Source organism: Kitasatospora sp. NPDC127111 (assembly GCF_042677465.1).
Lineage (GTDB): Bacteria > Actinomycetota > Actinomycetes > Streptomycetales > Streptomycetaceae > Kitasatospora.
Window position 1 is genome coordinate 20,227 of record NZ_JBHXTG010000065.1, and the last position, 25,497, is coordinate 45,723.

Here is a 25,497-nt window from a genome sequence, read left to right on the forward strand (position 1 = left end):
CACGCGTCAGCGCGACCGACGCGACAGCCGCTCGACGTCCATCAGGACCACCGCGCGGGCCTCCAGCTTCAGCCAGCCACGGCCGGCGAAGTCGGCGAGCGCCTTGTTGACCGTCTCGCGCGAGGCGCCGACCAGCTGGGCCAGCTCCTCCTGGGTGAGGTCGTGGGCGACGTGGATGCCCTCCTCGGACTGCACGCCGAAGCGGCGGGAGAGGTCGAGCAGGGCCTTGGCGACGCGCCCGGGCACGTCGGAGAAGACCAGGTCGGACATCACGTCGTTGGTCCGGCGCAGGCGGCGGGCGATGGCGCGCAGCAGCGCGATCGACACCTCGGGCCGGGCGTGCAGCCAGGGCTGGAGGTCGCCGTGGCCGAGGCCGAGCAGCTTGACCTCGGTCAGCGCGCTCGCGGTGGCGGTGCGCGGGCCCGGGTCGAACAGCGACAGCTCGCCGATCATCTCGCTGGGGCCGAGGACGGCGAGCATGTTCTCGCGGCCGTCCGGCGAGGCGCGGTGCAGCTTCACCTTGCCCTCCGCGACGACGTACAGCCGGTCGCCCGGGTCGCCCTCGTGGAACAGCGACTCACCGCGGGCGAGGGTGACCTCGGTCATGGAAGCGCGCAGCTCGCCGGCCTGTTCGTCGTCGAGTGCCGCGAAGAGTGCGGCGCGCCGCAGAACGTCGTCCACGTGCTTCCTCCTTCTCGGCCGGGCCGGCGGTCAAGCCGGTCGGCGCAAGTTCCGTACAGTGCTCTGCATCACCAAGCATGGCGCATGTCGCTCCGATCATATGAGGAGGGGGTGCGCCGAGGTGTGCTGCGCGGGGCCATTCGTACCGTCCTTCGGCCGACGGGAACTGCCGCGGAGCCCGGGCCGTCAGGCCTGTGCACCCGCCGGGGTGGCCGGGTCGAGCAGCAGGTCGGCGACGGTGGTACGGGCGTAGAGCACGGCGTGACCGGCCCGGTGGGCGGTGGTCAGCCCGGCCGCGCGCAGGGCGGTGAGGTGCTGGGAGACCGCGGCGGCGGACAGGCCGGTGCGGCCGGCGAGCTCGGTGGTGGAGGCGGGGGAGTCCAGCTCGGCGAGCAGCCTGGCCCGGGTCTTCCCGACCACGGCGGCCAGCGCTTCGGTGTCGGCGCCCGGGCGGGGCTCCCACAGGGTGGCGAGGCCGCGGGCCGGGTAGACGAGCTGCGGCGGGTCGGGCGGCAGGACCCGGGTGAGCACCCGTGGCCAGGCGAAGGCGGAGGGGAGCAGCAGGAGCCCGCCGCCGGCGTTCAGCCGGTCGACCGCGCAGTGCCGGTGCTCCAGCCGGAGCGACCGCCCGTCCCAGCGGACCGTCTCGTGCAGGTCGTCCAGGACCCGGGCGGTCCCGTGCTCGGCGGCCTGCCGGGTCCGGTGGAACACGTCCGCCTCCAGCAGCGCCCGGATCCGGTCCCAGTACGGGGCGAGGGCCACCTGCCAGTACGTCTCGATCTCGGTGGCGAGCAGGGCGAGGTGGGCGGGCGGGTCGCGGTACAGCGGCTCCAGCGGGGCCGGCAGCCGGCCGCCGCGCTCGGCGGCCAGGAGGTCGAGGTCGGCCCGGACCTGGGCGGCGTCGGTGGCGGTGATCGCGGCCAGTTCCTCGGCGAGCGCGGGGGCGGGGCCCGCGGGGGCGGGGTTGAGGAAGTCGGGCAGGTGGCCGGTGGGCGGGACCATCGTGGCCAGCGGGCCGCGGTCGAGCCCGGCGGCGGCCAGCCGGGGCCGGACCCGGTCGGCCCAGCGGCGGTGCAGCGCGGGGACGGGGGTGTGGGCGAGGGCGCGCAGGCCGGTGACCACCTCCTGCATCGGGGAGACGGCGAAGCGGGTCAGTGCCACGTCGCTCGCCGAGAACGTCAGCGCCGTCCGCACCCGGCCCCCTCCCTCAAGATTCGGCCTCAGCTTAATCACTGGAGGCCGCCCGGGCCGGGCCGCACGATGCCGGAGGCTACTCGCCCCACTGCCCGGCACTCGCCGCAGCGCCCGCCGCCGCGCGAGAACGGCACGACCACGGCACGAAAGACGGTGACCCGCATGTCCACCCAGCCCACCGGCACCACCGACGCCACCTCCACCGACCCCACCTCCACCGACGCCACCTCCGACACCACCTCCGGCACCCCCGCCGCCGCGCTCCGCGAGCGGGCGCTGCGGTTGCGGAGGCTGGTGGCCGAGGGGGAGAGCGGCCGGGTGCTCGTCCTGCCGAACGCCTGGGACGCCGGCAGCGCCGCCGTGATCGCCTCGGCCGGTGCGGCCGCCATCGCCACCACCAGCGGCGGCGTCTCCTGGTCGCTCGGGCGCGGGGACGGCCAGCGGCTCGGCCGGCCGGAGACGGTGGCGGCGGCCCGCCGGGTCGTCGCGGCCGTCGACCTGCCGGTCACCGTCGACGCCGAGAGTGGCTACGGCCCGAAGCCCGTCGACGTCGCCGAGACCGTCCGGGAGCTGATCGGCGCGGGTGCGGTGGGCGTGAACCTGGAGGACTCGGAGGCCGTCGGCGGACCGCTCTTCCCGGTCGCCGAGCAGGCCGCGCGGCTGCGCGCCGCCCGGGAGGCGGCCGCCGCGGCGGGCCTGCCGGAGCTGGTGCTCAACGCCCGCACGGACGTCTTCCTGTTCGGGGTCGGCCCGGCCGAGGGGCGGCTGGACGACGTGCTGGCCCGCGCGGCGGCGTACGAGGAGGCCGGTGCGGACGGTCTCTTCGTCCCCGGCCTGCTGGACCTCGACGCGCTGGCCCGGCTCTGCGCGGCCTCCCCGCTGCCGGTGAACGCGATGGCGGTGCCGGGCGGACCGACCGCGGCCGAGCTCGCCGCCACCGGGGTGCGGCGGATCAGCGTCGGCACCGGCCTGGCCCAGGCGGCGTACACCGCCGCCCGCCGGGCCGCCGCCGAGCTGCTCGGCACGGGGACGCTGACCGGGCTCGACGGCGCCCTGGGCTTCGGCGAGCTGGACGGGCTGTTCCAGCGCTGAGCCACGCCCGGTGCTGAGCGACGCCCGGTGCCGCGCGCGGCCCGGGTGCGGCTCCGGTGCTGCTCGGCCTCAGCGCTCCTCGGGCTCCGGCAGCGCGGCCAGTTCGGTCCGCCCGTCGGGCGATGCGGGCAGTCCGAGCAGCCGCCGCATCGCCCGTCGGCTGCGGTCGCCGGCGGCCCCGTCCCGGTAGAGCCGCCGGGCGTGGTTGAGGGCGAGCACCTGTCCGGTCAGCTCGAACACCACCTGCTCGGCGTCCGGCTCCGCGGGCAGCTGCCCGGCGGCGATGGCGAGCTCGGCCTGGCGCCGCAGCTCGCGCTGCCAGGCCGCGTTCTTGACGGCCACGGCCGACCGGACCGGTCCGCTCTCCCGGTCGTCGAACTCGGCGGTCACGGTGGTGAAGAAGCAGCCGCCGGGCAGCAGGTCGCGCTCCAGGTAGGAGATCCACGCCTCGCACTGGACGAGCAGCCGGGGCAGTCCGGGGGCGGCGTCGGCGGCGGCCGCGCGCCGCACCACCTCGCGGACGAACAGCTCCACTCCCTCGTCCACGACGGCGAGCTGCAGGCTCTCCTTGGTGCCGAAGTGGCCGAGGACGCCGGACTTGCTCATCGACAGTTCGGTGGCGAGCCGGCCGATGGTCAGCCCCTCCAGCCCCTCGACGGAGGCGAGGTCCAGGCCCCGCCGCACGATCGCGGTGCGGGTCCGGCGGGCGTCGGCGACGGATCTTCTCGGGCTCACCGCGCCAGTGTAGCCAGCGGTAGCCCTATAGCGTCCGACCGTTCGGACGCTATAGTCCCGGCGTGACGCCCCATCACCACGGAGGAGCAGACATGCCGGGATCGCGCATCGCCGCCCTGGGCCACCACCAGCCCGCCAAGGTCCTCACCAACGACGACCTCGCCCGGCTGGTCGACACCAGCGACGAGTGGATCCGGCAGCGGACCGGCATCGTCACCCGGCGGATCGCCGAGGCCGAGTCGGTCACCGACCTGGCCTCCGTCGCCGCCGGCAAGGCGCTCTCCTCGGCCGGCCTGGCGCCCGAGGAGATCGACATGGTGGTGGTCGCCACCTGCTCGGCCATGGACCGCTGCCCGAGCATCGCCACCCAGGTGGCCGGCCGGCTCGGCATCCCCGCCGCCGTCGGCTTCGACGTCAACAACGGCTGCGCCGGCTTCTGCACCGCGCTGGCCACCGCGGACCACGCCGTCCGGGCCGGTGCCGCCCGGCACGCCCTGGTGATCGGCGCCGAGCGGATGAGCGACGTCACCGACTGGACCGACCGCTCCACCTGCGTCCTGCTCGGCGACGGCGCGGGCGCGGCCGTGCTCAGCCACGACCCGTCGGGCGCGGGCGTCGGCCCGGTGGTCTGGGGCTCCGACCCGACCCGCGGGAACGCCGTCCGGCTGGACGACGGCTGGCAGCCGAAGTTCCGTCAGGAGGGGCAGACCGTCTTCCGCTGGGCCACCACGGCCCTCGCCCCGATCGCCGAGGAGGCGTGCCGCCGGGCCGGGATCACGCCCGCCGACCTGGGCGCGGTCGTCACCCACCAGGCCAACCTGCGGATCATCGAGGCCGTGGTCAAGCGCCTGGGCGCCGACCGGGCCGTCGTCGCCCGCGACGTCGTGGAGTCGGGCAACACCTCGGCCGCGTCCGTCCCGCTGGCGCTGTCCAAGCTGGTCGAGCGCGGGGAGGTGCCCGGCGGCGCCCCCGTACTGCTGCTCGGCTTCGGCGGCGGCCTCTCCTGGGCCGGCCAGGTGGTCCGCTGCCCCTGAAGCATCCGTTGACGCGGTCAGTCCCTGAAGCGTCCCTTGACGCGGTCAGTCCCTGAAGTGGTCAGCCCCTGCAGTGGTCAGTCGGCCCGGCCCCGGTCGGTCAGCCACTCCAGGGACTGGCCGTGCGGGCCGGTGCGGGCGAGCGGGCGCTCGTTCAGGGCGAGGGTGAACAGCAGCCGGTCGGGGGAGGGGCCCGGAGGGAGCCGGCGGTCCACGGCGGGGAGCACGCCCGGGGCCTCGTTGGAGATCCAGGGGCAGCCCAGGTCCCGCATGGTGGCGGCGAAGGACTCGCGCTCCCCGGGCGACAGGTACGCGATGACGGCGCTGTGCAGGACGACCGGGGTGGCGCCGGCCGGGACGGCGGCGACCAGGTCGCGGATCGTCTCGTTGAGGTCGCCGCGGACCAGCGCCGGGGGTTCGGCGCGCGCGATCCGCACGGCGTCCCGCAGCCGGGCCAGCCGCTGCCGCTGCTCGGGCCAGACCAGGCACTCCAGCCAGTGCACGTCCCGGGGGTCGGCCACGTCGAGCGGGTTCAGGTCGACGCCGGTCCGCCCGACGACCTCCGGCAGCCGGGCGGGCAGCGGCACGGCACCGGCCGTGTCGCACTCCAGGACGACCGGGCTCTCCGCCGGGCCGAGCGCGGCCCCGCCGTCGTACCGGTACCGGTAGCGGTCCGGGTAGAGGCAGAGCCCGGCCGAGGCGCCGACCTCGATGAGCGCCAGCGGCTGGGGCAGCCGGGCCAGCACCGGGAGCAGGACGGCGCACCGGCCCGGCTCGTTGGTCTGGGTCCGCCGCTCCAGCATCGTGGCGCGCACCGTGTCCCAGTGCGTGGCGGTCCAGGCGCGGAAGGCGGCGTAGTCGTCGATCGGGCCGTCCAGGAAGCGCACCGCGGCCAGCAGCAGGTTGGGCTGCCGCTTGGCCGGCGGGAGTTCGTCGATCAGCGCGAGCAGGCCGGGATCGTCGGCGATCGCCCCGGTCAGCCGCTCGTACGCCGGGGAGTGCCCGCGCGCCTCCATGGTCGTGAACCGCCGGTACCGGCCCGCTGTGTCCACCGCCGCGCCCCTTTCCGATGGCCGAGCGGCAGTCTAGGGCCTGTCCGGCCCCGGGCGGAGACCGCCGAACCCCGCCACCGGGCCCGGGCGTTGCCCGGGTCGGCGGCGGGGCGAAGGGGTGCGGGGAAGGCGGCGGGGCCGCGCCGGTTCAGGAACGGTTCGGGGCCGGTTCAGGGCCGGGCGGTCAGCTCGCCGAGCGGCAGGAAGGAGAGGTCCTCCCTGCGGCGCTCCCGGAAGGCCCGCCGCAGGGTGCTGGCCGCGGCCCGCGGGTCGCTCAGCGCCGAGGCGAACAGGTAGTCCGTGACCAGCGGCTTCGAGCGGCCGTACGACTCCCAGTAGGCCCGGGCCAGGGTGCCCCAGCCGATCGTCGGGCCGCCGCGCAGGCCGACGGTGCGGCGGTGGCGGGCGAAGCTCTCCACCGCCAGCAGGTCCTCCACCGGGGAGACCGCGGCCCCGGACTCCGGCCGGTGGGTGGCGCCCTCGTAGCGGCCCGCGCCCTCCCAGGCGGCGACGAAGTGCTCGATCGCCCGGTACCCCTGACGGCGCAGCAGCGGCAGCAGCATCCGCGAGTTCGCGCCCCACCGGGTGTTGGACTCGATGAACAGGTGCTCCCCGGTCAGCGGGTTCTCCCGGACCTGGATCGCGGCGAAGCCGACCGCCCCCACCGCGTCCAGGAACCGCAGCGCGGCGTCGGTCTCGGGCAGCGCCGGGACGATCCGGATGCAGGTCGAGACCGAGGTGTTGAGGTAGCGCTGCTTGCGGAGCGACAGCACCAGGCGGAAGCCGCCGCCGGCGTCCCGGATCGCGTTGATCGAGGGCTCCCGCTCGCCCGGCACGTACTCCTGGGCCATCGCCGGGCTGCCGGCGAAGTCCTCGTACGCCCGGTCGAGCTGGGCGGCCGAGCGGATCACCCGGACGCCCTTGCTGCCGGAGGAGACCCGCTTCTTGAAGACGAACGGGTACCCCTGGTCGGCCGCGAACGCGCGCAGGCCGGCGAGGTCGTCGACGCGTGCCGTGCGCGGGGTCGGGATCCCGGCCGCGGCCGCGGCGGTGACGGCCAGGTACTTGTCCATCATCGTCCGCGCGGTCGCCATGGCGGGGACGGTGCAGAGGATCCCGGCGTCGGTGAACTCCTCCCGGTGGCTCGCCAGCGCCACCACCTCGTCGTCGTCGGTGGGGATCACCACGTCCGCCCCGATCCGCCGGGCGAGGTCGAGCACCGCGCCGGCGAACGGGTCCGGCAGTACCGCGGAGCCCTCCGCCGTGAGGTGGTCGTAGGCGCGGCGCGGTGGCGGTACCGGGTGCGCGCCGGCGATCAGCCGGGAGACCGCCACGTCCTGGGCCCGCTCGGAGTGCGCGACGTGGACCTGCGCGCCGGACTCCACCAGCGACCGGACGATTCCGTAGGCGCTCTCGTACGTGCCGTTGGCGACGAGCACCCGTCGGGGGCGGCTGGGGGTGGATGGGTCGTGGATCACCTGGGACTCCCGTCGGTGGCCGCTGTGGTCGGCGTGGTCGGTGTGGTCGGTCCGGTCAGAACGAGGCGAAGTGGACACCGGCCTCGTCGGCGCGCGCCCGCACCCGGTCGGGGTAGCTCTCCGGGTACCGGATGTCCAGGACCTGCCCGTGCCGCTCGTAGACGACCGGCTCGCCGCCCTCCAACTGGACCCGCTTGGCGGTCAGGTGGGAGAGGAAGCGGTTGTTCTCGTACGCGTCGTGCCGGCCGGCGCTGAAGAACAGGCCCAGCTTGGTGGGGGCGTCGTTCTCCTCGGGCAGGGCGGCGGGGGTGCTGGCGTGCATCAGCCGGGCGTGCCAGAGCACCAGGTCGCCGGCCTTGCTGTCGACCCGCACCGGTCCGCGGCCGGACGGCGGGTTGGCCAGGGCCGCGTCGTAGTCCGGGCGGGAGCGGCCGTAGCCGTCCACCGAGGCGAGGTGGGAGCCGGGCAGCACGTCGATGCCGCCGCCGCTGCGCCCGTCGTTGTCCTGGAGGTAGATCGCGCCCTGGACGTGGGCGAACCCCGGCGTCCAGACGTACTCCCGGCCGGCGCCCGCGAAGGCCTCGTCGATGTGCCAGCCGATGTAGAGGCTCTTGCGGATCGTCAGGTTGGGGTAGAACGCCACCCGCGGGCCGAGCACCTGCGCCAGCGCGCCGGTGATCTCGTCGCGCAGCAGCACGTCGGTGAGCTCGGGGGTCTCCAGGAAGGTGCGCGGCAGCAGCTCCTGCTTGCCCGCGCCGGTCAGCAGCAGGCCGCAGAGGTCCCGCAGGCCGGCCACCGCCTCCGCGTCGAGGACGCCGGGCACGATGGCGTAGCCGTCCCGGGCGAACGCCTCGGCGAGGGACTCCTGTGCGGTCGGTTCCGTCATGTCGTTGCGTCTCCTGTCCTAGGGGCGGGCCGCGCCCGCCGTCGGCCGGCCGGGACGGACGGGGCCGTCCTCGATCCGGATGGTGAACCTCCGGCGGATCCGGTCGAGCAGACCGGGGATCTCGTCCACCCGGTCGGTGCGGCCGACGATCAGGCCCGCCATGGAGGTCGAGTAGAGCGTCCCGGCGACGGTGTCGCCGGGGGCCACGGCCATCTCGACGTGCAGCACGCCGGGGAGGTCGCGGAAGTCGTCGGCGGTGGACACCTCGGCCACCGTCCCGTGCCGCACCGGCAGCACGCACCAGTAGTGGACGCCGTCGGCGGTGCGGACCTCGTGGTCGAGCGGCCGGCCGAGGGCGGAGGTGAGGAAGAGGCCGCGGGTGTCGATGCCGTACTTGCGGGCGAGCACGTGCGGCACCCCGCCGCCACCGGGCCGGCAGGCGATCTCGCCGACCAGGAAGCGGCTGTCGGTGGTGCGCAGCACCTCCAGGTGGGTCACCCCGTCGCGCAGTCCGAGCGCCGCGACGGTCCGCTCGTTCAGGGACCGGACCACCGGCACCTCGGGAGCCTCCTCCGGCACGGTGTGCGAGCCGAAGAGTGCTCCGAGCGAGCGCAGCACCGGCTGGAAGTACCGGGAGACGGACGCGAAGACGACCGTTCCGTCCACGACCAGGGCGTCGCAGTGGTACTCGTCGGCGACGTCCAGGTACTCCTCCACGACGAACGGTCCGGGAGCCCGGTCGAGCGAGGCGCGCAGCGGAGCACCGGTCAGTTCGGCGGCGTCGGCCACCCGGTGGGTGAAGGCGGTGCCGTTGCCGAAGGCGGGCTTGACCACCACCGGCAGGCCGGTGGCGCGGGCGGCCGCGGGCAGTTCCGCGACGGTCGGCGCGAGGGCGCCGGCCGCGACCGGGACGCCGTGGGCCCGCAGCCGGGCCTTCATCGCGTACTTGTTGCAGAACAGGTTCGCGGTGTCGAAGGGCAGCCCGGGCAGGCCGAGGTAGGAGCGGAGGTAGCCGCCGGTCGGCAGGGACCGCTCGGACGGTGCGACCACGGCGTCCACCGGTCCGCGGGCGGCGATGACGCCCAGGGCGGCGGTGCGGACCTGCTTCAGGTCTCCGATGTCGTCGACGGTGGTGACGTGTTCGAGGTCGGGGTAGAGGTGCCGGTGGCCGGGTTCGGTGATCATGGAGATCCGCAACCCCCGGTCCTGCCGGAGCAGTTCGACCGGCTCGACCTTCCCGCCGTTGACCACCAGTACGTGTTCGCCGGCCATCGTGGTGACCGCCTCCTGTCTGTTTCGGCCCTGTGGGCTCGGTGGCTCTGTGGCCCTGTGCGCTCGGTGGGCTCGGTGTCGGCTGTGGCTGTTCCTGGCGGCCCTGGCGGCCCTATCGGCCCTAGCGGCCCTGGTGGCCCGGCCGGCTCGGGAGGCCCGTTGCCGGCCGGACCGGGTGGAGGGCCACGCCGGCGAGGAAGCCCGCCCGGTACTGCGCCAGGTCGGGCCCGGGCGCGTCGGCCGCCCGGGCGTCGTCGTCCTCGGTCAGCACCAGCAGCCGCAGCGGTGCCACCGGGTCCCCCGCGGAGTACGCCAGCAGCAGCGACGGGTCGGACAGGCCCCGCAGCCCGAGGAACAGGTCCGCCTCGTCCCCGCCGACGCCCGGGTCGACCAGGTGCGAGGGCGTCGGGGTGAAGCCCGACCGGGCCTTGAACCGGAACAGGCCCGTCCCGGCCACGTGCCCGTACAGGGACGGATCGTTGCCCAGCGACATCACCGCCAGGCCGCGCTCGCGCGCCGCCCGCATCGCCGCCAGGTACAGCGCGCGCTGCAGCCGGGCCTGCCGTTCCTGCGGCGCGGCGGCCGCGAAGCGCAGCTGCAGCACCGACTCCTCGGGCCGGACCAGGCAGAGGCAGCCCGCCACCAGGGCGTCGCCCCGGTGCGCGTACACGGCGACGTAGTCCGCGCGCCGCTCCCACACCTGCTCCTGCTGGCGCCGGGCGTAGGCGACGCCGTGCGGCATGGTCGCGATCTGCGCGTCGTACACCGCCAGGAACGCGTCCAGCTCGTGCGCCGTCAGGCCGTCCCGGACGACCACCGCGACGTCCTGCTGCTCGGCGAACCGCCGGCCGAGCCGGAAGTTGCGGCGCTCCGAGGCGGGCAGCGCGGCCAGGTACTCCTCCTCGGAGGCCCGGAGCGGCGCGCGCCAGTTCACCCAGCCGGGCTTGACCACGAACCCCGCCCGCTCCAGCTCCGGCCAGCGGGCCCGGTCCGGGCGCTTGACCCGGACCACGTCGGCGGCGGGCGGCCGGGCCCGCCAGTCGTGGGCCAGCGCCTCGTCGGCCTCGGCCACGGCGACCCGCAGCCCGTCACGGTCCTCGAACTTCACGCCCGTTGCTCCTCACTCCGGCCGGCGGCGGCGACGGGCTCCGCGGCCGGCTCCGGTCGTACGGCCGCCCAGACCGCGCAGGCGGCGGCCGCGCCGACCAGCGCGGGCGCGAGGCGCAGCAACTGGTCGGAGAGGTCCACCGACCACCCGAGCAGCACCGAGGAGAGCACCGTGGCCCCGACGATGAACGCCCGCATGATGGAGTTGACCCGGCCGGTCAGCGCGTTCGGGATCGCCCGGAACCGGTACTCGTTGGTCGTCACGTTCATGCCGCCCTCGCCGGCCATCAGGGCGAAGAACCCGAGGACGGTGAGCGCCGGCCACGGCGGCACCAGCAGGGCGCAGGCCACCGCGCACACCCCGAACCAGCAGCCGACCCGCCGCGCGGTCGACGCCCCGGCGAGCACCCGCGGGCCGAGCCAGGCGCCGAGCGCGCTGCCGGCCGCGCCCGCCGCCAGCACCAGCCCGGCCCGGCCGGACGACCAGTGCCAGGCGTTCTCGGCGAGCACCACCACGATCGCCGGCATGCTGCCCGCGCCGAGGTTGTAGAGCGCCAGGACGACGGTGAGCCGCACCACGCCGGGCAGTCGGCGGAAGCTCCGGAAGCCCTCCGACAGCATGGTCAGGAAGCCCGCCGATGCCGGGGCGGGCGGCTGCTTCGGCAGGGTGACCGCGACCGCGGCGGTGACCAGGAAGGTCGCCGCGTCGATCCACAGCGCCCCGGCCGGGCCCATCGCGGCGAGGACGCCGCCGGCGACCGCCGGCCCGACGCAGCGCGCCACCGAGACGGTCGAGGCGTACGCGCTGTACGCCTCGGCCAGCCGTTCCGGCGGGGAGAGCGCGGGCACCAGGCTGAAGTCGCTGGTCAGGTTGGACACCACGCTCGCGCAGCCCACCACCAGCAGCAGCACCAGGATCCCGGCGATCCGGTGGGCCGTCAGCAGCAGCGGGATGAGGGCCACCGCCACGCCCTGGACCAGTTCGGAGACCAGGAAGACCTTGCGGCGCTCGTACCGGTCGACCAGGCCGCCCAGCAGCGGCGAGACGACGTACGGCAGGTTCTGCACCCCGAGGCTCAGGGCGGCCAGCAGCGGTGAGCCGGTGTCGGCCAGCAGGGTCCACGGCATGGCCAGGTTCAGGAAGGTGTTGCCGAGCTTGGAGACGGCGGCGGCGAGGGTGAGCAGCCAGAACCGGTGCATGGTGGCGGCGGGGCGCGGTGACGGTGGGGTGCCGTCCACGGGACTCCTCTCGGAGCGGTCGGGCGCGGGGTGCGGGGTGCGGGGGCGAGCGTGGTCGCGTGCGGGGCGGTGCCTGCCCGGAGGCGGTGCGGGTCCGGGGCGGTGCGGGTTCGGGGCGGTGCGGGCGCGGTGGCCCGCACCGCCCGGGGGCTCAGTGGGCCGCCGCGAACAGCTTGTCGAGCGGGTGCTCCCGGTTGACCAGCGGGAACGCGACGGGGCCGCCGGCGAGCTCCGACCGGTACGCCGCGTGGATCATCTCCAGCGCGGCCAGGCCGTCCTCGCCGCTGCAGGCCGGCGGCCGGCCCTCCTGCACCGCGTCGATGAAGTCGGCCGCCGCGAGCTGGTGATAGCGCCCGTAGAACGGGATCTCCTCGGTCTCCAGCCGCTCCCACGCCGGTCCGCCGGGGATCACCTCGGGCAGCGGGTAGTACCAGAGCGAGTGGTCGGCGTACGGCGCACGGATCGTCAGGATGCCCTCGGTGCCGCGGATCTCCAGCCGGTACGGCTGCAGCGGGCGCTCCTCGATGCCGACCCGCCAGGACTCGATCGTGCCGATGAGCCGGCCGCCGAACTCGTACGAGGCGTGGATGGCGTCCCCGGCCACCAGGCCGGCCGCCTCCGGGCCGGACTCGACGTGCTCGGGGGAGAGCGGACGCCCGCCGGCCGAGACCCGGGCGAAGCAGTTGACCGGGTCGCCCGCCAGGCGGCGCAGCATGTCGGCGAAGTGCACGCCGAGGATCAGGAAGTCCTGCCCGCCGCCGCGGTGGTCCCACTTGCACACGGCGCGGTACTGCACCACGTCGCCGATCCGGCCGGACTCCAGGAGGTCCCGGACCTGCCGGAACCGCGGCTCGTGGACGAAGGGCAGCGCGTTGCCGAGCCGCAGGCCGGCCCGCTGCGCGGCCTCCACCATGGTGTCGGCCTGGGCCAGGCTCTGCGCGATGGGCTTCTCGCAGTAGACGTGGGCGCCCGCGGCGAGGGAGTCCAGCACCAGCTCCTGGTGGCAGTCCAGGTGCCGGGGCGCGACCACCACGATGTCGGGGCGCTCCCGCTCCAGCATCCGGCGGTGGTCGGTGTAGTGCTGGGGCGCGCCCAGCTCGGCGGCCTTGTCGCGGCCGGCCGCCTCGTCGGCGTCGGCGACCGCGACGATCCGCGCCCGCGGGTCCACGGCGAACGCCCGGTCGAGCTGGTGGCCGTAGTTGCCGCCACCGGTGCGGCCGATCACGGCCACGCGAAGTCCGGACACGTCAGGCCTCCCACGAACCGGGCTCGATCGCGCGCAGACCGGCGATCTCCTTGAGCAGCGCCTCGTCGAGCGGCGGCTTGGCGGCCCACTCGACGTTCTGCTCCAGCTCCCGCACGTTGCGCGGGCCGACCATGACGGTGTGCACCCGCGGCTGGGAGAGCAGCCAGCGCAGCCCGAGCTCGGGCATGGAGAGCCCGGCCTCGGCCGCGATCCGTTCCGCCTCCTCGATCCGCCGGACGATCCCCGGGGGCACCGAGGCGCGGCGCTCGGCGCGCAGCCGGGCGGCCTGCTCGGGGCCGCCGCCGAGCAGCAGGCCCTGGCGGTACGGGGCGCCGATCGCGACGCCCATGTCCTGGGCCTCCGCGTGCGGGAGGATCCCGTCCACCGACTCCTGCCAGACCAGGTTGCAGTAGTGCACGTAGAGGATGGAGTCGAACCGGCCGGTGTCGCAGAGCCGCCTGGTCTCCTCCGGCTTGCGGGCGGACAGGCCCACGCCGCCGATCCGGCCCTCGGCCTTCAGCTCGTCCACGAGCTCCATGACGGGCCCCCGGGCGGCGGCGAGGTCGTCCCACCACTCGGCCCAGTCGCTCTCGTGCAGCAGCAGCATGTCGAGCCGGTCGCGGCCGAGCAGGCGCATGCTGTGCTCGAACTGGGCGCGGATCAGCTCCTTGGAGCGGTAGCAGGCGTCCCCGTGACGGGCGAGGATGCTCTTCTCGAACCGGCCGACCTTGTTGATCAGGAAGACCTCGTCCTCGACCGGGCGCAGCGCCTCGCCGACGATGAACTCGGCCTCGCCGAGCCCGTACAGCGGGGCGGTGTCGATCGCGGTGACGCCGAGCCGGACGGCCTCGCGGACCATCGTCACGGCCTCGTCGTGCGGCACCGAGCGGTCGGAGGTCAGGTGGTAGGTGCCCAGGCCGATCCGGCTGACGGCGGCTCCGGCCCGGCCGAACCGGCTCTTGGGCAGGACGGTTGCGTTCACGTGTTCATCTCCGTAGTCATCGTGGTGGGCGAGGCCAGGGACGAGCCGCCGTCGATCCGGATCACCTGGCCCGTCAGGTAGCCGGCCGGGGCGCCGCACAGGTAGGCGATCAGCGAGGCGACGTCGTCCGGCTCGCCGACCCGGCGCAGCGGGACGGCGGCCGCCTGCCGGCTGAGCGACTCGGGCGTCCGGCGGCCGCCGCGCAGGGCCCGCGGGGTGGCCACCTGGCTCGGCGCGACGGCGTTCGCCGTGATGCCGTACGGCCCGAGTTCCAGGGCGAGTTGGGCGACGAGCCCGTGCAGGGCGGCCTTGGCGGCGGCGTACGAGGCGCTGCGGCCGAAGGTGCCGCGGAAGGCCGCGCTGGAGGAGACCAGGACGATCCGGCCGGTTCCGCGTTCGATCATGCCGGGGGCGACGAGGCCCACGCCGTTCAGCGCCCCGCCGAGGACCGGCTCGACGTCGCCGCGCCAGTCCGCGGGGGACAGCAGGTGGACCGGCCGGTGCGGCAGCGAGGGCGCCGCGTTGTGGACGAAGGCGTCCACCGGGCGGCCGGCCAGCGCGGCGCGCAGCCCGTCGCGGTCGGTGACGTCCGCGACGAGGGGTTCGGCGCTGCCGCCGGCCGCCCGGATCGCGGCGGCGAGCTCTTCGAGGGCGGGGAGGTGCCGGGGCGCGCCGTTCAGCAGGACGTGGTGCGTGCGGGCCAGGCGGTGCGCGACGGCGGTGCCGACGCCCCCGCCGCCGGCGCCGGTGACCAGCGCGGTCCGCGGGACCGCGGGGGCGCCCCCGGCGGACCCGTCCGACGGGGGGTTACTCGAAGACATATCCGCGCTGCTTCAGCTCGTCCACGACGTCGAACGGCTCGTAGCCGGTCCAGGAGCCGCGCACCTCGCGCTCGGCGGCCAGCTTCGCCGCCACCTCGTGCCGGATCTCCGGGGCCAGCGCGCGCGGCACCACGACCACGCCGTCGTCGTCGCCGAGGACCAGGTCGCCCGGCTCGACCAGGACGCCGCCGCAGATCACCGGGACGTTGACGGCGCCCTCCTCGGCCTCCATCGGGTAGTGGTAGTTGCGCGGGGTGACCCCGAGGCAGAAGGTCGGGAAGCCGAGCTCGCGCAGCCCCGCCGCGTCGCGGACCGCGCCGTCCACCACCGCTCCGGCCATGGACTTCATGGTCATCCGCTTGGCGGTGCCGTCGCCGAAGCAGGCCCGGTCGCGGATCCCGCCGGCGGCCACCACCAGGACGTCGCCGGGCTCGGCCAGGTCGATCGCCATCCGGCGGATCGACAGGTCGGCCCCGAAGCAGGTGACGGCCGGGCCGCAGACCTTGGTGCCGGGGGCGAGCGGGGCGAGGTCGACGCTCATGGCGCCGCTCTTGCGCATCGAGTCGAGGACGATGCCGGTGTAGTAGCCGGCGAAGGCGGCGACGACCTCGGCGTCCGGCCGCTCGATGCGCTGGACGATGCGGCCGGCGGCGAGTTGGTACTGGCTCATGCTGTGGGTCTCCGTGTTCGGGCAGGCCGTGGCCCGTGGCGGCCGGAGCGGGCCACGGGGACGGTCGGAAGGGCTGGTCGGTCCGGAGGTGCGCGGGTCACCGGCCGGGCGGTGGGGGTCCGGCGGGGTCACCGGCCGGGCGGTGGTGGTGCGGCGGGTGAGCGGGTCACCAGCCGGTGCGGGGGAAGTGGATGGCCTTGGGCGCCGTGAACTCCTCGACCCCGCGGCGGCCGCCCTCGCTGCCGAACCCGGAGGCGCGGCGGCCCCCGGAGGCGAGCGGGATGGCGTCGATGCGGTGGTAGGAGTTGAGGTAGACGGTGCCGACGGTGAGCTGGTCCCAGATCCGTTCGGCGCGCTCGACGTCGCCGGTCCACAGGCCGGCCGCCAGGCCGTAGTCGCTGTCCTCGACGGCGGCGACCAGGTCGTCCTCGTCGTCGAACGGGACCACCACCGCGACCGGGGTGAAGAGTTCGCGGCGGGCGAGCGGAACGTCCGCCGTCCGCTCGGCGGTGATCAGGGCGGGCGCGCGGTAGCTGCCGGTCCGGCCGGCCACCTCGACGCGCTCCCCGCCGATCACCGTGACGCCGGACCGCAGCCGGCTCCCGGCGAGGGCGGTGTCCATGGTGGCGGCGAGCTCCGCGTGGCGCAGCGCGCCGATCTCGGGCCCGGCCGTGTACGGGTCGCCGACGCGCAGGTCCTTCACCGCGCGGGCCAGCCGTTCGACGACCTCGTCGTACACCGGGCGCTGGATCAGGATGCGGGTGGCCGCGGTGCACACGGCTCCCTGGTTGCGGGTGAAGCCGGCCACCAGGCCGTCCACCACCCGGTCCATCGGGGCGTCGGCGAACACCGCGTTGGCGCTCTTGCCGCCGAGTTCCAGGACGACCTTCTTGAGGCCGTCGGAGGCGGCGGCCATGATCTCCCGGCCGGCCGCGTCGCCGCCGGTGAAGGAGACCACCCGGACCTCGGGGTGGGCGAGCAGCGACCGGGCGGTGTCGGCCCCGCCGTGCAGGACGGAGAGCACGCCGTGCGGCAGCCCGGCGGCGTACAGCGCGTCCGCGAGGCCCTGGACCGCCGCGGCGGCCAGCGGGGACGGCTTGAGGACGGCGGTGCAGCCGGCCGCCAGGGCGGCGCCCACCTTGTGCGCGGCGAGTTGCAGCGGGACGTTCCAGGCGCTGATCAGCGCGGCGACGCCGAGCGGCTCGGCCACCTCCACCCCCCACACGCCGGGGGACGAGCGGTTGATCACCCGGCCGGACTCCGCCAGGTCCACCTGCGCGTACTGGTCGAGGATCCGGGCGGCGCCGTCGACCTCGCGGATCGCCTGGCCGGCGACCCGGCCGGTCTCCCGGACGAGCAGGGCGCCGAGTTCCTCGCGGCGCTCCCGCAGCCGGGCGGCGGCGCCGCGGAGCACGGCCGCCCGTTCCGCCTGCGTCGAGCGCCGCCAGGCCCGGAAGGCTTCGGCCGCCAGGCCGGCCGCCCGGTCGATGTCGGCCTCCGTCGCCTCGGGCACTTCGTAGAGCGGCCGGGCATCGGGGGCGTCCAGCACCTCCCGGTGCCCGGTGCCCTCGGCCGCCCGGCCGCCGATGTCGTGTCGCAGACGCACGTCATGTCCTTTCCTGTTGCGACGGGTGGAATGACGGGTGCGGAACGCCTTCGCTCCGCGAGCGCCGGGTCAGCCCCAACCGAGGTCGTCGTCGGCGTTCGCGTCGCTCGCCGCGGAGGCGGCGGCCGTGACGACGGGCGCGGCCGCCTGGTGGCCGGACCCGGCCGCGAGAGCGGCACCGGGAATCGCCAGCGCGAACAGCAGGGCGGCGAGCTTGGCGACGACGGAAAAGCGCGTGGTGTGCATCGTGTGTTCTTTCTGTACGGGCTCGGTGGGGCGAACTCCGGGGTACACGAGAACTCTGCACGGTGGATCGGGATAGCCAAATGAGTTCCAGGTGTCGCAGGTATGACTGGCGCAACTGCGCGGGGGGAGAAATCACCCATCCGGGATTTCTGTCGCACCTCGACGGGAAGTACGGGCGAGGCCGGCCCGCGATGCGGACCGGCCTCGGGACGACGGGTGCGGGCGAATCAGCCCGCCATGTCCGACCTCGGGTTCATTGCGGGCGGGAGATTCCGGATCGCCCCACCCGTACCGGTTCCGACCGCCGCTCCGCCGGCCGGGACGGCCCGGTCGGCTCCGGCCGCCCGAGCTGTTCGGCCTGCTCCAGCTGCTCGGCCTTGTGCAGCAGGTAGCCGGCGTGCGCCCGGCTCCTGGCGCCGATCCGCCGCATCACCTCGGAGAGGTGGCGCTGGTAGGTGCGCAGGGAGATGCCCAGGCGCTTGGCGATGACCCGGTCCTCGTACCCCTCCACCAGCAGGCGGACCAGCGCCTGCTTGACCTCGTCCGAGGTCTTCACCACGTTGTCGCGCTCGTAGGCGGTGGGGAACTCGGTGGCCTCGGCCCAGGCGCGCTCGAAGGACTGCACCGCGAAGTCGACGATGCTCGGTTCGCGCACCACCAAGGCCCCCTGCGGGTGGTTGTGCAGGGAGAGGATGGCGGTCACCCGGTCGAAGACGATGAGCCGCATGAAGGCGTCGCTGACGGTGCGGACCTCGGCGCCGAGCTCGGCCAGCATCCGGACGTGCTCGATGGTGGGCCGGCTGAACTGGGCGGCGTGCTGGTACAGCGTGCGCATCCGCACCCCGCGCTCCAGCAGCGTGGTGGTGCGCTCGACGGCCTCGTCCAGTTCGGACTCCGGCCGGGCACCGCCGGGCTGGGAGGTGAGCACCTCGCTGGTGGCCCGGGCGGACAGTTCGGTGATGATCTGGCGCACCGCCGCCAGGTCGGTGACGTACTGCATGCGCTGGTTCTCGAAGCTGCCGAGGGTGTTGTCCTCGTACACCGCCATCAGGGTGGTCAGCTCGGAGTAGACCCGGCTGATCTCCTGCTGGCGGTCGTGCAGTTCGCGGATCGCGGGGATCAGCACCTGGGCGCCCGCGGTGGCCGGCGGGACCGCCACCAGCCGGTCGGCGCTCTCCACCGTCGCCCGCAGCAGTCTCAGGTCCAGCAGCTGGGCGACGGCGGCCCGGGCCTCGTGCTCGGGCCCCCCGGCCACCATCACGAGTTCGTCGATCGAGACCGAGTCCCGGCCGACGGCGTACGCGTAGAGCGCGGTTCCCACGCTCTTCTCCGCCCAGGACCCGGCCGCACCGGTTCCCTCGTTCTTGTCCGAGTTTGTACCCCTCGCGATTGCGCCAGGCACGAACACGACCCCCTTGTTCTGTTCTGGACCGCCGGTGGATTTGGCAGGCTTCAGCGCAGTGCACACGACGGGTGCGTTCGGACCGGTCGGACGAAATGCACTCGCTTTGCCCACAAATCTAGCCCGGCCCCCGGTCCCGCCTTCAGTCGATTTCCTGTGACCTGGCGCACAGGGGGGCCGAATTCACTCCGCGCCGCAATTCGGCGCTATGCCGCCGGGAGGACACGTGACCACGGTCGATCTGGCGCCGGCGGACTCGCTGGGCATCGCCGACGCCGGGCTGACCGCCGCGCACGGCGGCCGGCTGGTCCGGGAGGCGCTGCGCCGCGGCCCCGCGGCCGAGCTGCTCGCGCAGGCCCGCCGGGTGCACGTGGTGGCCGTCGGCAAGGCCGCGGTGGAGATGGGCGCGGCCGTCCGGTCCGCCGCCGGGACCGCCTTCGCCTCCGGGGTGGCGGTGCCCGCGGCGCCGGCCGGACCGGTCGCCGGGTTCACCGTCGTCCCGGGCGACCACCCGGTGCCCGGCCCGGGCAGTGTGCGCGCCGGCCTGGCCGTCCAGGAGTACCTGCGCGGCCGGGACTTCGACGAGCGGGACCTCGTCGTCCTCGCCGTCTCCGGCGGCGGGTCGGCGCTGGTGAGCCGGCCGTCGGCGCCGGTGGGGCTGGACGACCTCCGGTCGCTGACCGCCGCCCTGCTCCGGGCCGGGATCGACGTCACCCGGATCAACGAGTTGCGCAAGGCGGTCTCCGGCATCCACGCCGGAGCGCTGCTGCCGCTGGCCGGCCGGGCCCGCCTGCTGGGGCTGGTGCTCTCCGACAACGTGCAGCTGGGCGCCCGGGCGGTGGCCTCGGGGCTCTCCTACCCGGGCTCGGTGCACTTCGCCCGGGCCGCCGAGGTGCTCGCCGAGGTCGCCCCGGCCCTGCCGCCCGCCGTCGTCGACCGGGTCCGCGCCGCCATGGCCCGCCGCGCCGCGACGGCCCAGGGCGCCCCGGCGATCCTCAACGTCGAGATCGGCAGCCCGCGGACGGCGCTGGACGCCGCCCTGGCCGCGGCCCGCGTCCAGGGCTACCGCGCGTTCAGCCTCGGCGACGGCGTCCAGGGCGAGGCCCGCGAGGTGGCCCGCCGGATCGGTGCGGCGGCCCGCCGGCTCGCCGAGCGCACGCCCGGCCCGGTCTGCCTGGTGGGCGCGGGCGAGGTCACCGTCTCGGTCCGCGGCCCAGGCCGCGGCGGGCGCTGCCAGGAGCTCGCCTGGGCGATGCTGCCGGAGCTCACCGGCCTCCCCGACGCCTCCTTCACCGCCCTCGCCACCGACGGCCAGGACTTCCTGCCCGGCGTGATGGGCGCCCGGGTCACCGGCGAGTCCCTCGGGCGCGCGGCCGACCTCGGCCTGGACTGGCGCGCGCTGCTCGACCGCAACGACACCCACGACGCCCTGTCCGCGATCGGCGGCTGCCTGCCCGGCCGGGCCACCGGCACCAACGTCTGCGACGTCTACGCGCTCTCCTGGGGCAACGGGGCGGTGCCCCGGTGAACCCCGCCCCCCGCCTGCTGACCGACCGCGACGTCCTGGCGGCCGCCCCGCTGACGGCCGTCGAGGTGATGCACGAGGCCCTCACCGCCCACGCCGCCGGCCGGCTGCACGCACCGCCGCGGGCGCGGCTGCCACTGGCCGACGGGGACCTGGTGGTCACCGCGGGCCGGCTCGCCGGATCCGTCCACGGCTGCCGGGTCTACGACACCGTCGCCGACGGCGACCAGCTGACGGCCGTCTGGGACGGCGGCCGGCTCACCACCCTGGTGCACGGCCGGGCCCTCGGCCCGCTGCGCACCGGCGCGATCGGCGCCGTCGCCGCCCGCGCCCTGGCCCGCCCGGACAGCGCCGTGCTCGGCGTGGTCGGGACGGGCGAGCAGGCCTGGGCGCAGGTGCGCTGCCTCGCCGCGGTGCTGCCGCTGCGCTCGGTCCTCGTCCACGGCCGCACCCCGGCCGGGCGGGAGGCGTTCGCCGCCCGGACCGTCCGGGAGCTGGGGCTCGCCGCCACGGCGGTGGCCGACGCGCGGGCCGCGGTCGAGCCCTGCGACGTCCTGGTGACGGCGACCTCCAGCACCACGCCGGTCCTGGACGACGCCTGGGTCCGTCCCGGCACGCACGTCAACGCCGTCGGCCCCAAGGGCCCGGACCGGTCCGAACTCCCCCGCGCGCTGTTCGAACGGGCCGCGCCGGTGGTCACCGACGCCCCGGAGCAGGCCCGCGACCAACCCGGCGGCCTGGTGCTGCCACCGGAACGGCTGCTCGGCCTGGGCGCGGTGCTGACCGGCCGCGTCGCCGGCCGCACCGAGCCGGAGCAGCTCAGCGTCTTCTGCTCGCTCGGCCTGGCCGGCACCGAGGTGCTGCTCGCCCGGGCCGTCGCCGCCACCTCCCCCTCCTCCCCCCGGAGCCCGGAATGACCGCCCCCGCCATCCCCGCCCACCTCCTGCCGGCCGGCTGCCCGCGCGCCCCGGCCGAGGAGTACGACACCGCCCTGCTGGACCTGGACGGCGTGGTCTACGCCGGCCCCGCGGCCGTGCCGCACGCCGTCGACGCGCTGCACCTGGCCGGCCGGGCCGGGATGCGCCTGGCCTACGTCACCAACAACGCCTCGCGCACCCCCGGGGACGTCGCCGACCACCTCACCCGGCTCGGCGTTCCGACCGGCGCCCACGACGTGGTCACCTCGGCCCAGGCGGCGGCCCGGCTGGTCGCCGAGCAGGTGCCCGCCGGATCGGCCGTCCTGGTCGTGGGCGGACGGGGGCTCGACGAGGCGGTGCGCGAGCACGGCCTCCGGCCGGTCGGCTCGCTCGCCGACGGCCCGGCCGCGGTGGTCCAGGGCTTCGACCCGGGCGTCGGCTGGCCGCAGCTGGCCGAGGCCTCCTACGCCGTCGCGGCCGGACTGCCCTGGATCGCCTCCAACACCGACCTCAGCCTGCCCACCGACCGCGGCCGGGCGCCCGGCAACGGCGCCCTGGTCGGCGTGGTGCGGGCCGCGACCGGCGCGCAGCCGCAGGTCGCGGGCAAGCCGATGCCCGTGATGCACCGCGAGTCGATGCTCCGGACGGCCGCCCGCCGGCCGCTGGTGGTCGGGGACCGGCTGGACACCGACATCGCGGGCGCCGTCAACGGCGGCGTGGACAGCCTGCTGGTGCTCACCGGCGTCACCACCGCCCGGCAGCTGCTCGCCGCCGGGCCCGGGGAGCGCCCCACCTACGTCGCCGCCGACCTGCGGGGCCTGCTCGCCCCGCACCCGGCGGTCACGGCCGCGGCCGCGGAGGAGGCGTTCCGCTGCGGCGGCTGGCTGGCGCGGGTCGCGGACGGGCGGCTGCTGCTGGAGGGCCACGGTCCCGACCCGGTGGACGCCCTGCGGGCGCTCTGCGCGGCCGCCTGGACGGCTCTCGACCGCACCGGCGCCGTCCCCGCGCTGGACCCGGCCGCGGCGGCGGCCGAGGCCCTGCTCCGGACGCCTTAGCCCTTAGCCCTTAGCCCTTAGCCCTTAGCCCTTAGCCCGCGACCCGCCCCGGGCCGCCTGCCCCGGGCCGCACCCGCGGGCCGCACCGGCCCCGGTCCGCAGGGCGCGCAGTACTTCGGCGGCCGCTCCGACCCCACTGGCGAACGGCCGTCGCCACCGACCACGTTGAATCCGAATCAGTGCATGCGAGGAGCAACACCATGGCAGATGTCAACCCGGGACTCGCGGGCGTCGTGGCCTTCGACACCCAGATCGCCGAGCCGGACCGCGACGGCGGCATCCTCCGCTACCGCGGCATCGACGTCGAGGACCTCGTCGACAAGGTCTCCTACGGCGACATCTGGGGCCTGCTGGTCGACGGCGACTTCGACCGCGGCCTGCCGTCCGCCGAGCCGTTCCCGATCCCGGTGCACTCCGGCAACCTCCGGGCCGACGTCCAGGCCGCCATCGCCACCATGACCCCGTACTGGGGCACCCAGCAGCTGATCGACATCGACGACGCGCAGGCCCGTGACGACCTGGCCCGGACGTCGGTGATGATCCTCTCCTTCGTCGCCCAGGCCGCCCGGGGCCTCGGCCGGCCCGCCGTGTCGCAGCGCGAGATCGACCGCTCGGAGAACATCGTCGAGCGGTTCATGATCCGCTGGCGCGGCGAGCCCGACCCCCGGCACGTCAAGGCGGTCGACACGTACTGGATGTCCGCGGCCGAGCACGGCATGAACGCCTCCACCTTCACCGGCCGCGTCGTCGCCAGCACCGGCGCCGACGTCCCCGCCTGTCTCTCCGCCGCCATCGGCGCCATGTCCGGCCCGCTGCACGGCGGCGCCCCGTCCCGGGTGCTGCACATGCTGGACGAGGTCGAGGAGGCCGGCGACGCGCGTCGCTACGTCAAGAACCTGCTGGACGGCGGCAAGCGCCTGATGGGCTTCGGCCACCCGGTCTACCGGGCCGAGGACCCGCGCGCCCGGCTGCTGCGCCGCACCGCGAAGGAGCTCGACGCGCCGCGCTACGAGGCCGCCGCCGCCCTGGAGGCCGCCGCCCTCGCCGAGCTGCGGGAGCGCAAGCCCGACCGGGTGCTCGCCACCAACGTCGAGTTCTGGGCGGCCGTCGTGCTCGACTTCGCCGAGATCCCCGCCGAGCTGTTCACGCCGATGTTCACCTGCGCCCGCACCGCGGGCTGGAGCGCGCACATCCTGGAGCAGAAGCGCCTCGGCAAGATCATCCGGCCCTCCGCCGCCTACGTCGGCGAGATCGGCGTCCAGCCGGACCGGCTCTCCGGCTGGGACCAGGCCCTCAAGCGCCAGGACGACCGCATCTTCCGCGGCTGAGCCCGCAGCACCTCGCCCTGTCCGGGGCCGCCCGCCCGTTGACGGAGGGCGGCCCCCCGGGCGCGTCCGCCGCCCCCGGGCGCTTCCCCGTCCGCCGTCCGCCGACCGGGGCTCCCCGGCTCTGCCGACTCCCGCCCCGGGCGTGCTGCCTCCGGCGTCCGCACCGCCGCCCGGCCGCTGGGCGAAAGCGGCCATCGGGTGGGCTGTTCGGCGTAGCCTTCGGGCATGGCAGAGAGCAAGGTCCGGAAGGCCGCGGCCAAGCCGGCGGTGGAGGCGGCCGTGAAGAAGCCGGCCGTGAAGCAAGCGGCCGTGAAGAAGCCGGCCGTGAAGCAAGCGGCCGCGAAGAAGCCGGCCGTGAAGCAAGCGGCCGTGAAGCCGAGGAAGCCGGAGTCGCACCTGGCGATGGTGCGGCGGGCCCGGAGGATCAACCGGGAGCTGGCGGAGCTGTACCCGTACGCGCACCCCGAGCTGGACTTCGAGAACCCGTTCCAGCTGCTGGTGGCCACCGTGCTGTCGGCGCAGACCACCGACCTGCGGGTGAACCAGACGACGCCCGCGCTGTTCGCGAAGTACCCGACGCCGGAGGACATGGCGGCGGCGGTGCCGGAGGAGCTGGAGGAGATCATCCGGCCGACCGGCTTCTTCCGGGCCAAGGCGAGGTCGCTGATCGGCCTCTCGATCGCGCTGCGGGACGGCTTCGGCGGCGAGGTGCCCGGCCGGCTCGCCGACCTGGTCACCCTCCCGGGCGTCGGCCGCAAGACCGCCAACGTGGTGCTGGGCAACGCGTTCGGCGTGCCGGGGATCACCGTCGACACCCACTTCGGGCGGCTGGCGCGCCGCTTCGGGTGGACGGCGGAGGAGGACCCGGAGAAGGTCGAGGCGGCGGTCGCGGAGATCTTCCCGAAGTCGGAGTGGACGATGCTCTCGCACCGCGTGGTCTTCCACGGCCGGCGGATCTGCCACTCCCGCAGGCCGGCCTGCGGAGCCTGCCCGATCGCGCCGCTCTGCCCGTCGTACGGGGAGGGCGAGACCGACCCGGAGAAGGCGAAGAAGCTGCTCAAGTACGAGATGGGCGGCCAGCCCGGCCAGCGGCTGCGGCCGCCCGCCGACTTCCCGGGCGAGGCGGCGGCGCGGGCCGACGCCGCCGCGCACCAGGGCCACGTCGCGGACCTGGCGGTGGCCGAATGACCGCGGCGATCGAGCGGGACGGCCTGCCGGCCTGGCTGGAGCCGGTCCGGGACGCCGCCGAGCGGGTGCTGCCCGAGCAGCTGAGCCGCTTCCTGCCGCCCGCCGAGGGCGGACGCGCCGCCGCCGTCCTGATGCTCTTCGGCGAGGGCGCGGACGGCCCGGACCTGTTGCTGATCGAGCGGGCCCGCTCGCTGCGCTCGCACGCCGGCCAGCCGTCCTTCCCGGGCGGCGCGCTGGATCCGGAGGACGGCGACCCGGCCGGGCCCGGCCCGGTCGCGGCGGCCCTGCGCGAGGCCTGGGAGGAGACCGGCCTGAACCCGGCCGGCGTGCAGGTCTTCGCCACCCTGCCCGCCCTGTACATCCCGGTCAGCCGCTTCGTGGTGACCCCGGTGCTCGGCTGGTGGCGCGCCGAGTCGCCGGTCCGGCCGGTGGACGCGGGCGAGACCGGCGCGGTCTTCCGGGTGCCGATCTCCGAGCTGACCGACCCGGCCAACCGGGCCCGGCTGCGCCACCCGTCCGGCCACCTCGGCCCGGCCTTCACCGTCGGCGGCCGACTGGTCTGGGGCTTCACCGCCGGGGTGATCGACCGGGTGCTGCACCACAGCGGCCTGGAGCTGCCCTGGGACACCGCCCGGACCGTCGACCTCTCGGAGGAGGCGATCGAGCTGGCCCAGGGCGGCGACCGCGACCGCTTCCGGGCGCTGCTGGGCGGCGAGGCAAGGAAGGCGTGACGGGCGGGCC

General features: G+C 75.5%; 24 protein-coding genes. 8 read left to right on the forward strand and 16 right to left on the reverse strand.

Going from position 1 to position 25,497, the window contains the following annotated elements; translation table 11 throughout:
• Positions 1 to 6 precede the first annotated feature (6 nt).
• A complete protein-coding gene (locus ACFVHB_RS30695; protein ID WP_030240972.1) occupies positions 7 to 681 on the reverse strand; it encodes a Crp/Fnr family transcriptional regulator in 675 nt (224 codons plus the stop codon).
• A gap of 186 nt (positions 682 to 867) precedes the next feature.
• Positions 868 to 1,875, reverse strand: coding sequence for an ArsR/SmtB family transcription factor (locus ACFVHB_RS30700; RefSeq protein WP_380328728.1), 1,008 nt, complete (start codon positions 1,873 to 1,875; stop codon positions 868 to 870).
• Between the two features lie 162 nt (positions 1,876 to 2,037).
• Between ACFVHB_RS30700 and ACFVHB_RS30705 the strand changes: the two genes are divergently transcribed.
• Positions 2,038 to 2,967 carry an isocitrate lyase/phosphoenolpyruvate mutase family protein gene (locus tag ACFVHB_RS30705; protein WP_380328730.1) on the forward strand — a complete coding sequence of 310 codons (930 nt, stop codon included), beginning with the start codon at positions 2,038 to 2,040 and terminating at the stop codon, positions 2,965 to 2,967.
• A 69-nt stretch (positions 2,968 to 3,036) separates the two neighbouring features.
• On the opposite strand, the gene ACFVHB_RS30710 is transcribed toward ACFVHB_RS30705, so the two are convergent.
• Entirely contained in the window at positions 3,037 to 3,702 is a 666-nt protein-coding gene (locus ACFVHB_RS30710) for a TetR/AcrR family transcriptional regulator (RefSeq protein ID WP_380328732.1), read from the reverse strand.
• Positions 3,703 to 3,794: 92 nt separating this feature from the next.
• Here ACFVHB_RS30710 and ACFVHB_RS30715 point away from each other — a divergent pair, with 92 nt between their 5' ends.
• Positions 3,795 to 4,736 carry a beta-ketoacyl-ACP synthase III gene (locus ACFVHB_RS30715; protein WP_380328734.1) on the forward strand — a complete coding sequence of 314 codons (942 nt, stop codon included), beginning with the start codon at positions 3,795 to 3,797 and terminating at the stop codon, positions 4,734 to 4,736.
• A 77-nt stretch (positions 4,737 to 4,813) separates the two neighbouring features.
• Here the strand turns inward: ACFVHB_RS30715 and ACFVHB_RS30720 are convergent, their stop codons facing one another.
• The 13 genes from ACFVHB_RS30720 to ACFVHB_RS30780 form a co-directional block, all read right to left on the reverse strand.
• Positions 4,814 to 5,788 carry a DUF2332 domain-containing protein gene (locus tag ACFVHB_RS30720; RefSeq protein WP_380328736.1) on the reverse strand — a complete coding sequence of 325 codons (975 nt, stop codon included), beginning with the start codon at positions 5,786 to 5,788 and terminating at the stop codon, positions 4,814 to 4,816.
• 170 nt (positions 5,789 to 5,958) lie between these two features.
• On the reverse strand, positions 5,959 to 7,266 hold the full coding sequence (locus ACFVHB_RS30725) for an ATP-grasp domain-containing protein (protein WP_380328738.1): 1,308 nt from the start codon (positions 7,264 to 7,266) through the stop codon (positions 5,959 to 5,961).
• Between the two features lie 55 nt (positions 7,267 to 7,321).
• The gene (locus tag ACFVHB_RS30730; RefSeq protein WP_380328740.1) at positions 7,322 to 8,152 is read right to left on the reverse strand and encodes a phytanoyl-CoA dioxygenase family protein; all 831 of its coding nucleotides are present in this window, start codon (positions 8,150 to 8,152) and stop codon (positions 7,322 to 7,324) included.
• Positions 8,153 to 8,170: 18 nt separating this feature from the next.
• Positions 8,171 to 9,424, reverse strand: a complete 1,254-nt coding sequence (locus tag ACFVHB_RS30735) for a hypothetical protein (protein ID WP_380328742.1) — start codon at positions 9,422 to 9,424, stop codon at positions 8,171 to 8,173.
• Between the two features lie 121 nt (positions 9,425 to 9,545).
• Complete coding sequence (locus ACFVHB_RS30740) at positions 9,546 to 10,532, reverse strand: peptidogalycan biosysnthesis protein (RefSeq protein WP_380328743.1); 987 nt, start codon at positions 10,530 to 10,532, stop codon at positions 9,546 to 9,548.
• Positions 10,529 to 11,770 (reverse strand): MFS transporter, encoded by a 1,242-nt coding sequence (locus ACFVHB_RS30745; protein ID WP_380328745.1) that lies wholly within the window; start codon positions 11,768 to 11,770, stop codon positions 10,529 to 10,531. Before ACFVHB_RS30745 ends, ACFVHB_RS30740 begins: the two co-directional genes overlap by 4 nt.
• A 151-nt stretch (positions 11,771 to 11,921) precedes the next feature.
• A complete protein-coding gene (locus tag ACFVHB_RS30750) occupies positions 11,922 to 13,016 on the reverse strand; it encodes a Gfo/Idh/MocA family protein (protein WP_380328747.1) in 1,095 nt (364 codons plus the stop codon).
• Position 13,017: 1 nt separating this feature from the next.
• A complete protein-coding gene (locus ACFVHB_RS30755; protein ID WP_380328749.1) occupies positions 13,018 to 13,998 on the reverse strand; it encodes an aldo/keto reductase in 981 nt (326 codons plus the stop codon).
• Positions 13,995 to 14,819 (reverse strand): SDR family NAD(P)-dependent oxidoreductase, encoded by an 825-nt coding sequence (locus tag ACFVHB_RS30760; RefSeq protein WP_380328751.1) that lies wholly within the window; start codon positions 14,817 to 14,819, stop codon positions 13,995 to 13,997. Before ACFVHB_RS30760 ends, ACFVHB_RS30755 begins: the two co-directional genes overlap by 4 nt.
• On the reverse strand, positions 14,806 to 15,489 hold the full coding sequence (locus ACFVHB_RS30765; RefSeq protein WP_380328753.1) for an RraA family protein: 684 nt from the start codon (positions 15,487 to 15,489) through the stop codon (positions 14,806 to 14,808). Before ACFVHB_RS30765 ends, ACFVHB_RS30760 begins: the two co-directional genes overlap by 14 nt.
• A gap of 166 nt (positions 15,490 to 15,655) precedes the next feature.
• The gene (locus tag ACFVHB_RS30770; protein WP_380328755.1) at positions 15,656 to 17,095 is read right to left on the reverse strand and encodes an aldehyde dehydrogenase family protein; all 1,440 of its coding nucleotides are present in this window, start codon (positions 17,093 to 17,095) and stop codon (positions 15,656 to 15,658) included.
• Between the two features lie 69 nt (positions 17,096 to 17,164).
• Complete coding sequence (locus tag ACFVHB_RS30775; RefSeq protein ID WP_380328757.1) at positions 17,165 to 17,341, reverse strand: hypothetical protein; 177 nt, start codon at positions 17,339 to 17,341, stop codon at positions 17,165 to 17,167.
• A 253-nt stretch (positions 17,342 to 17,594) separates the two neighbouring features.
• Positions 17,595 to 18,662 (reverse strand): LuxR C-terminal-related transcriptional regulator, encoded by a 1,068-nt coding sequence (locus ACFVHB_RS30780; RefSeq protein ID WP_380328758.1) that lies wholly within the window; start codon positions 18,660 to 18,662, stop codon positions 17,595 to 17,597.
• A gap of 307 nt (positions 18,663 to 18,969) precedes the next feature.
• Here ACFVHB_RS30780 and ACFVHB_RS30785 point away from each other — a divergent pair, with 307 nt between their 5' ends.
• The 6 genes from ACFVHB_RS30785 to ACFVHB_RS30810 all read left to right on the forward strand — a co-directional run bounded on the left by ACFVHB_RS30785 (position 18,970) and on the right by ACFVHB_RS30810 (position 25,487).
• Positions 18,970 to 20,271 (forward strand): DUF4147 domain-containing protein, encoded by a 1,302-nt coding sequence (locus tag ACFVHB_RS30785; protein WP_380328760.1) that lies wholly within the window; start codon positions 18,970 to 18,972, stop codon positions 20,269 to 20,271.
• On the forward strand, positions 20,268 to 21,185 hold the full coding sequence (locus ACFVHB_RS30790; protein WP_380328762.1) for an ornithine cyclodeaminase family protein: 918 nt from the start codon (positions 20,268 to 20,270) through the stop codon (positions 21,183 to 21,185). The genes ACFVHB_RS30785 and ACFVHB_RS30790 overlap by 4 nt, the downstream gene beginning before the upstream one ends.
• Complete coding sequence (locus ACFVHB_RS30795; protein WP_380328764.1) at positions 21,182 to 22,240, forward strand: HAD-IIA family hydrolase; 1,059 nt, start codon at positions 21,182 to 21,184, stop codon at positions 22,238 to 22,240. Before ACFVHB_RS30790 ends, ACFVHB_RS30795 begins: the two co-directional genes overlap by 4 nt.
• A 200-nt stretch (positions 22,241 to 22,440) precedes the next feature.
• Entirely contained in the window at positions 22,441 to 23,568 is a 1,128-nt protein-coding gene (locus ACFVHB_RS30800; protein ID WP_380328766.1) for a citrate synthase 2, read from the forward strand.
• A 225-nt stretch (positions 23,569 to 23,793) separates the two neighbouring features.
• Complete coding sequence (gene nth, locus ACFVHB_RS30805; RefSeq protein WP_380328768.1) at positions 23,794 to 24,756, forward strand: endonuclease III; 963 nt, start codon at positions 23,794 to 23,796, stop codon at positions 24,754 to 24,756.
• Entirely contained in the window at positions 24,753 to 25,487 is a 735-nt protein-coding gene (locus ACFVHB_RS30810) for an NUDIX hydrolase (protein WP_380328770.1), read from the forward strand. The genes nth and ACFVHB_RS30810 overlap by 4 nt, the downstream gene beginning before the upstream one ends.
• Positions 25,488 to 25,497: the final 10 nt, after the last annotated feature.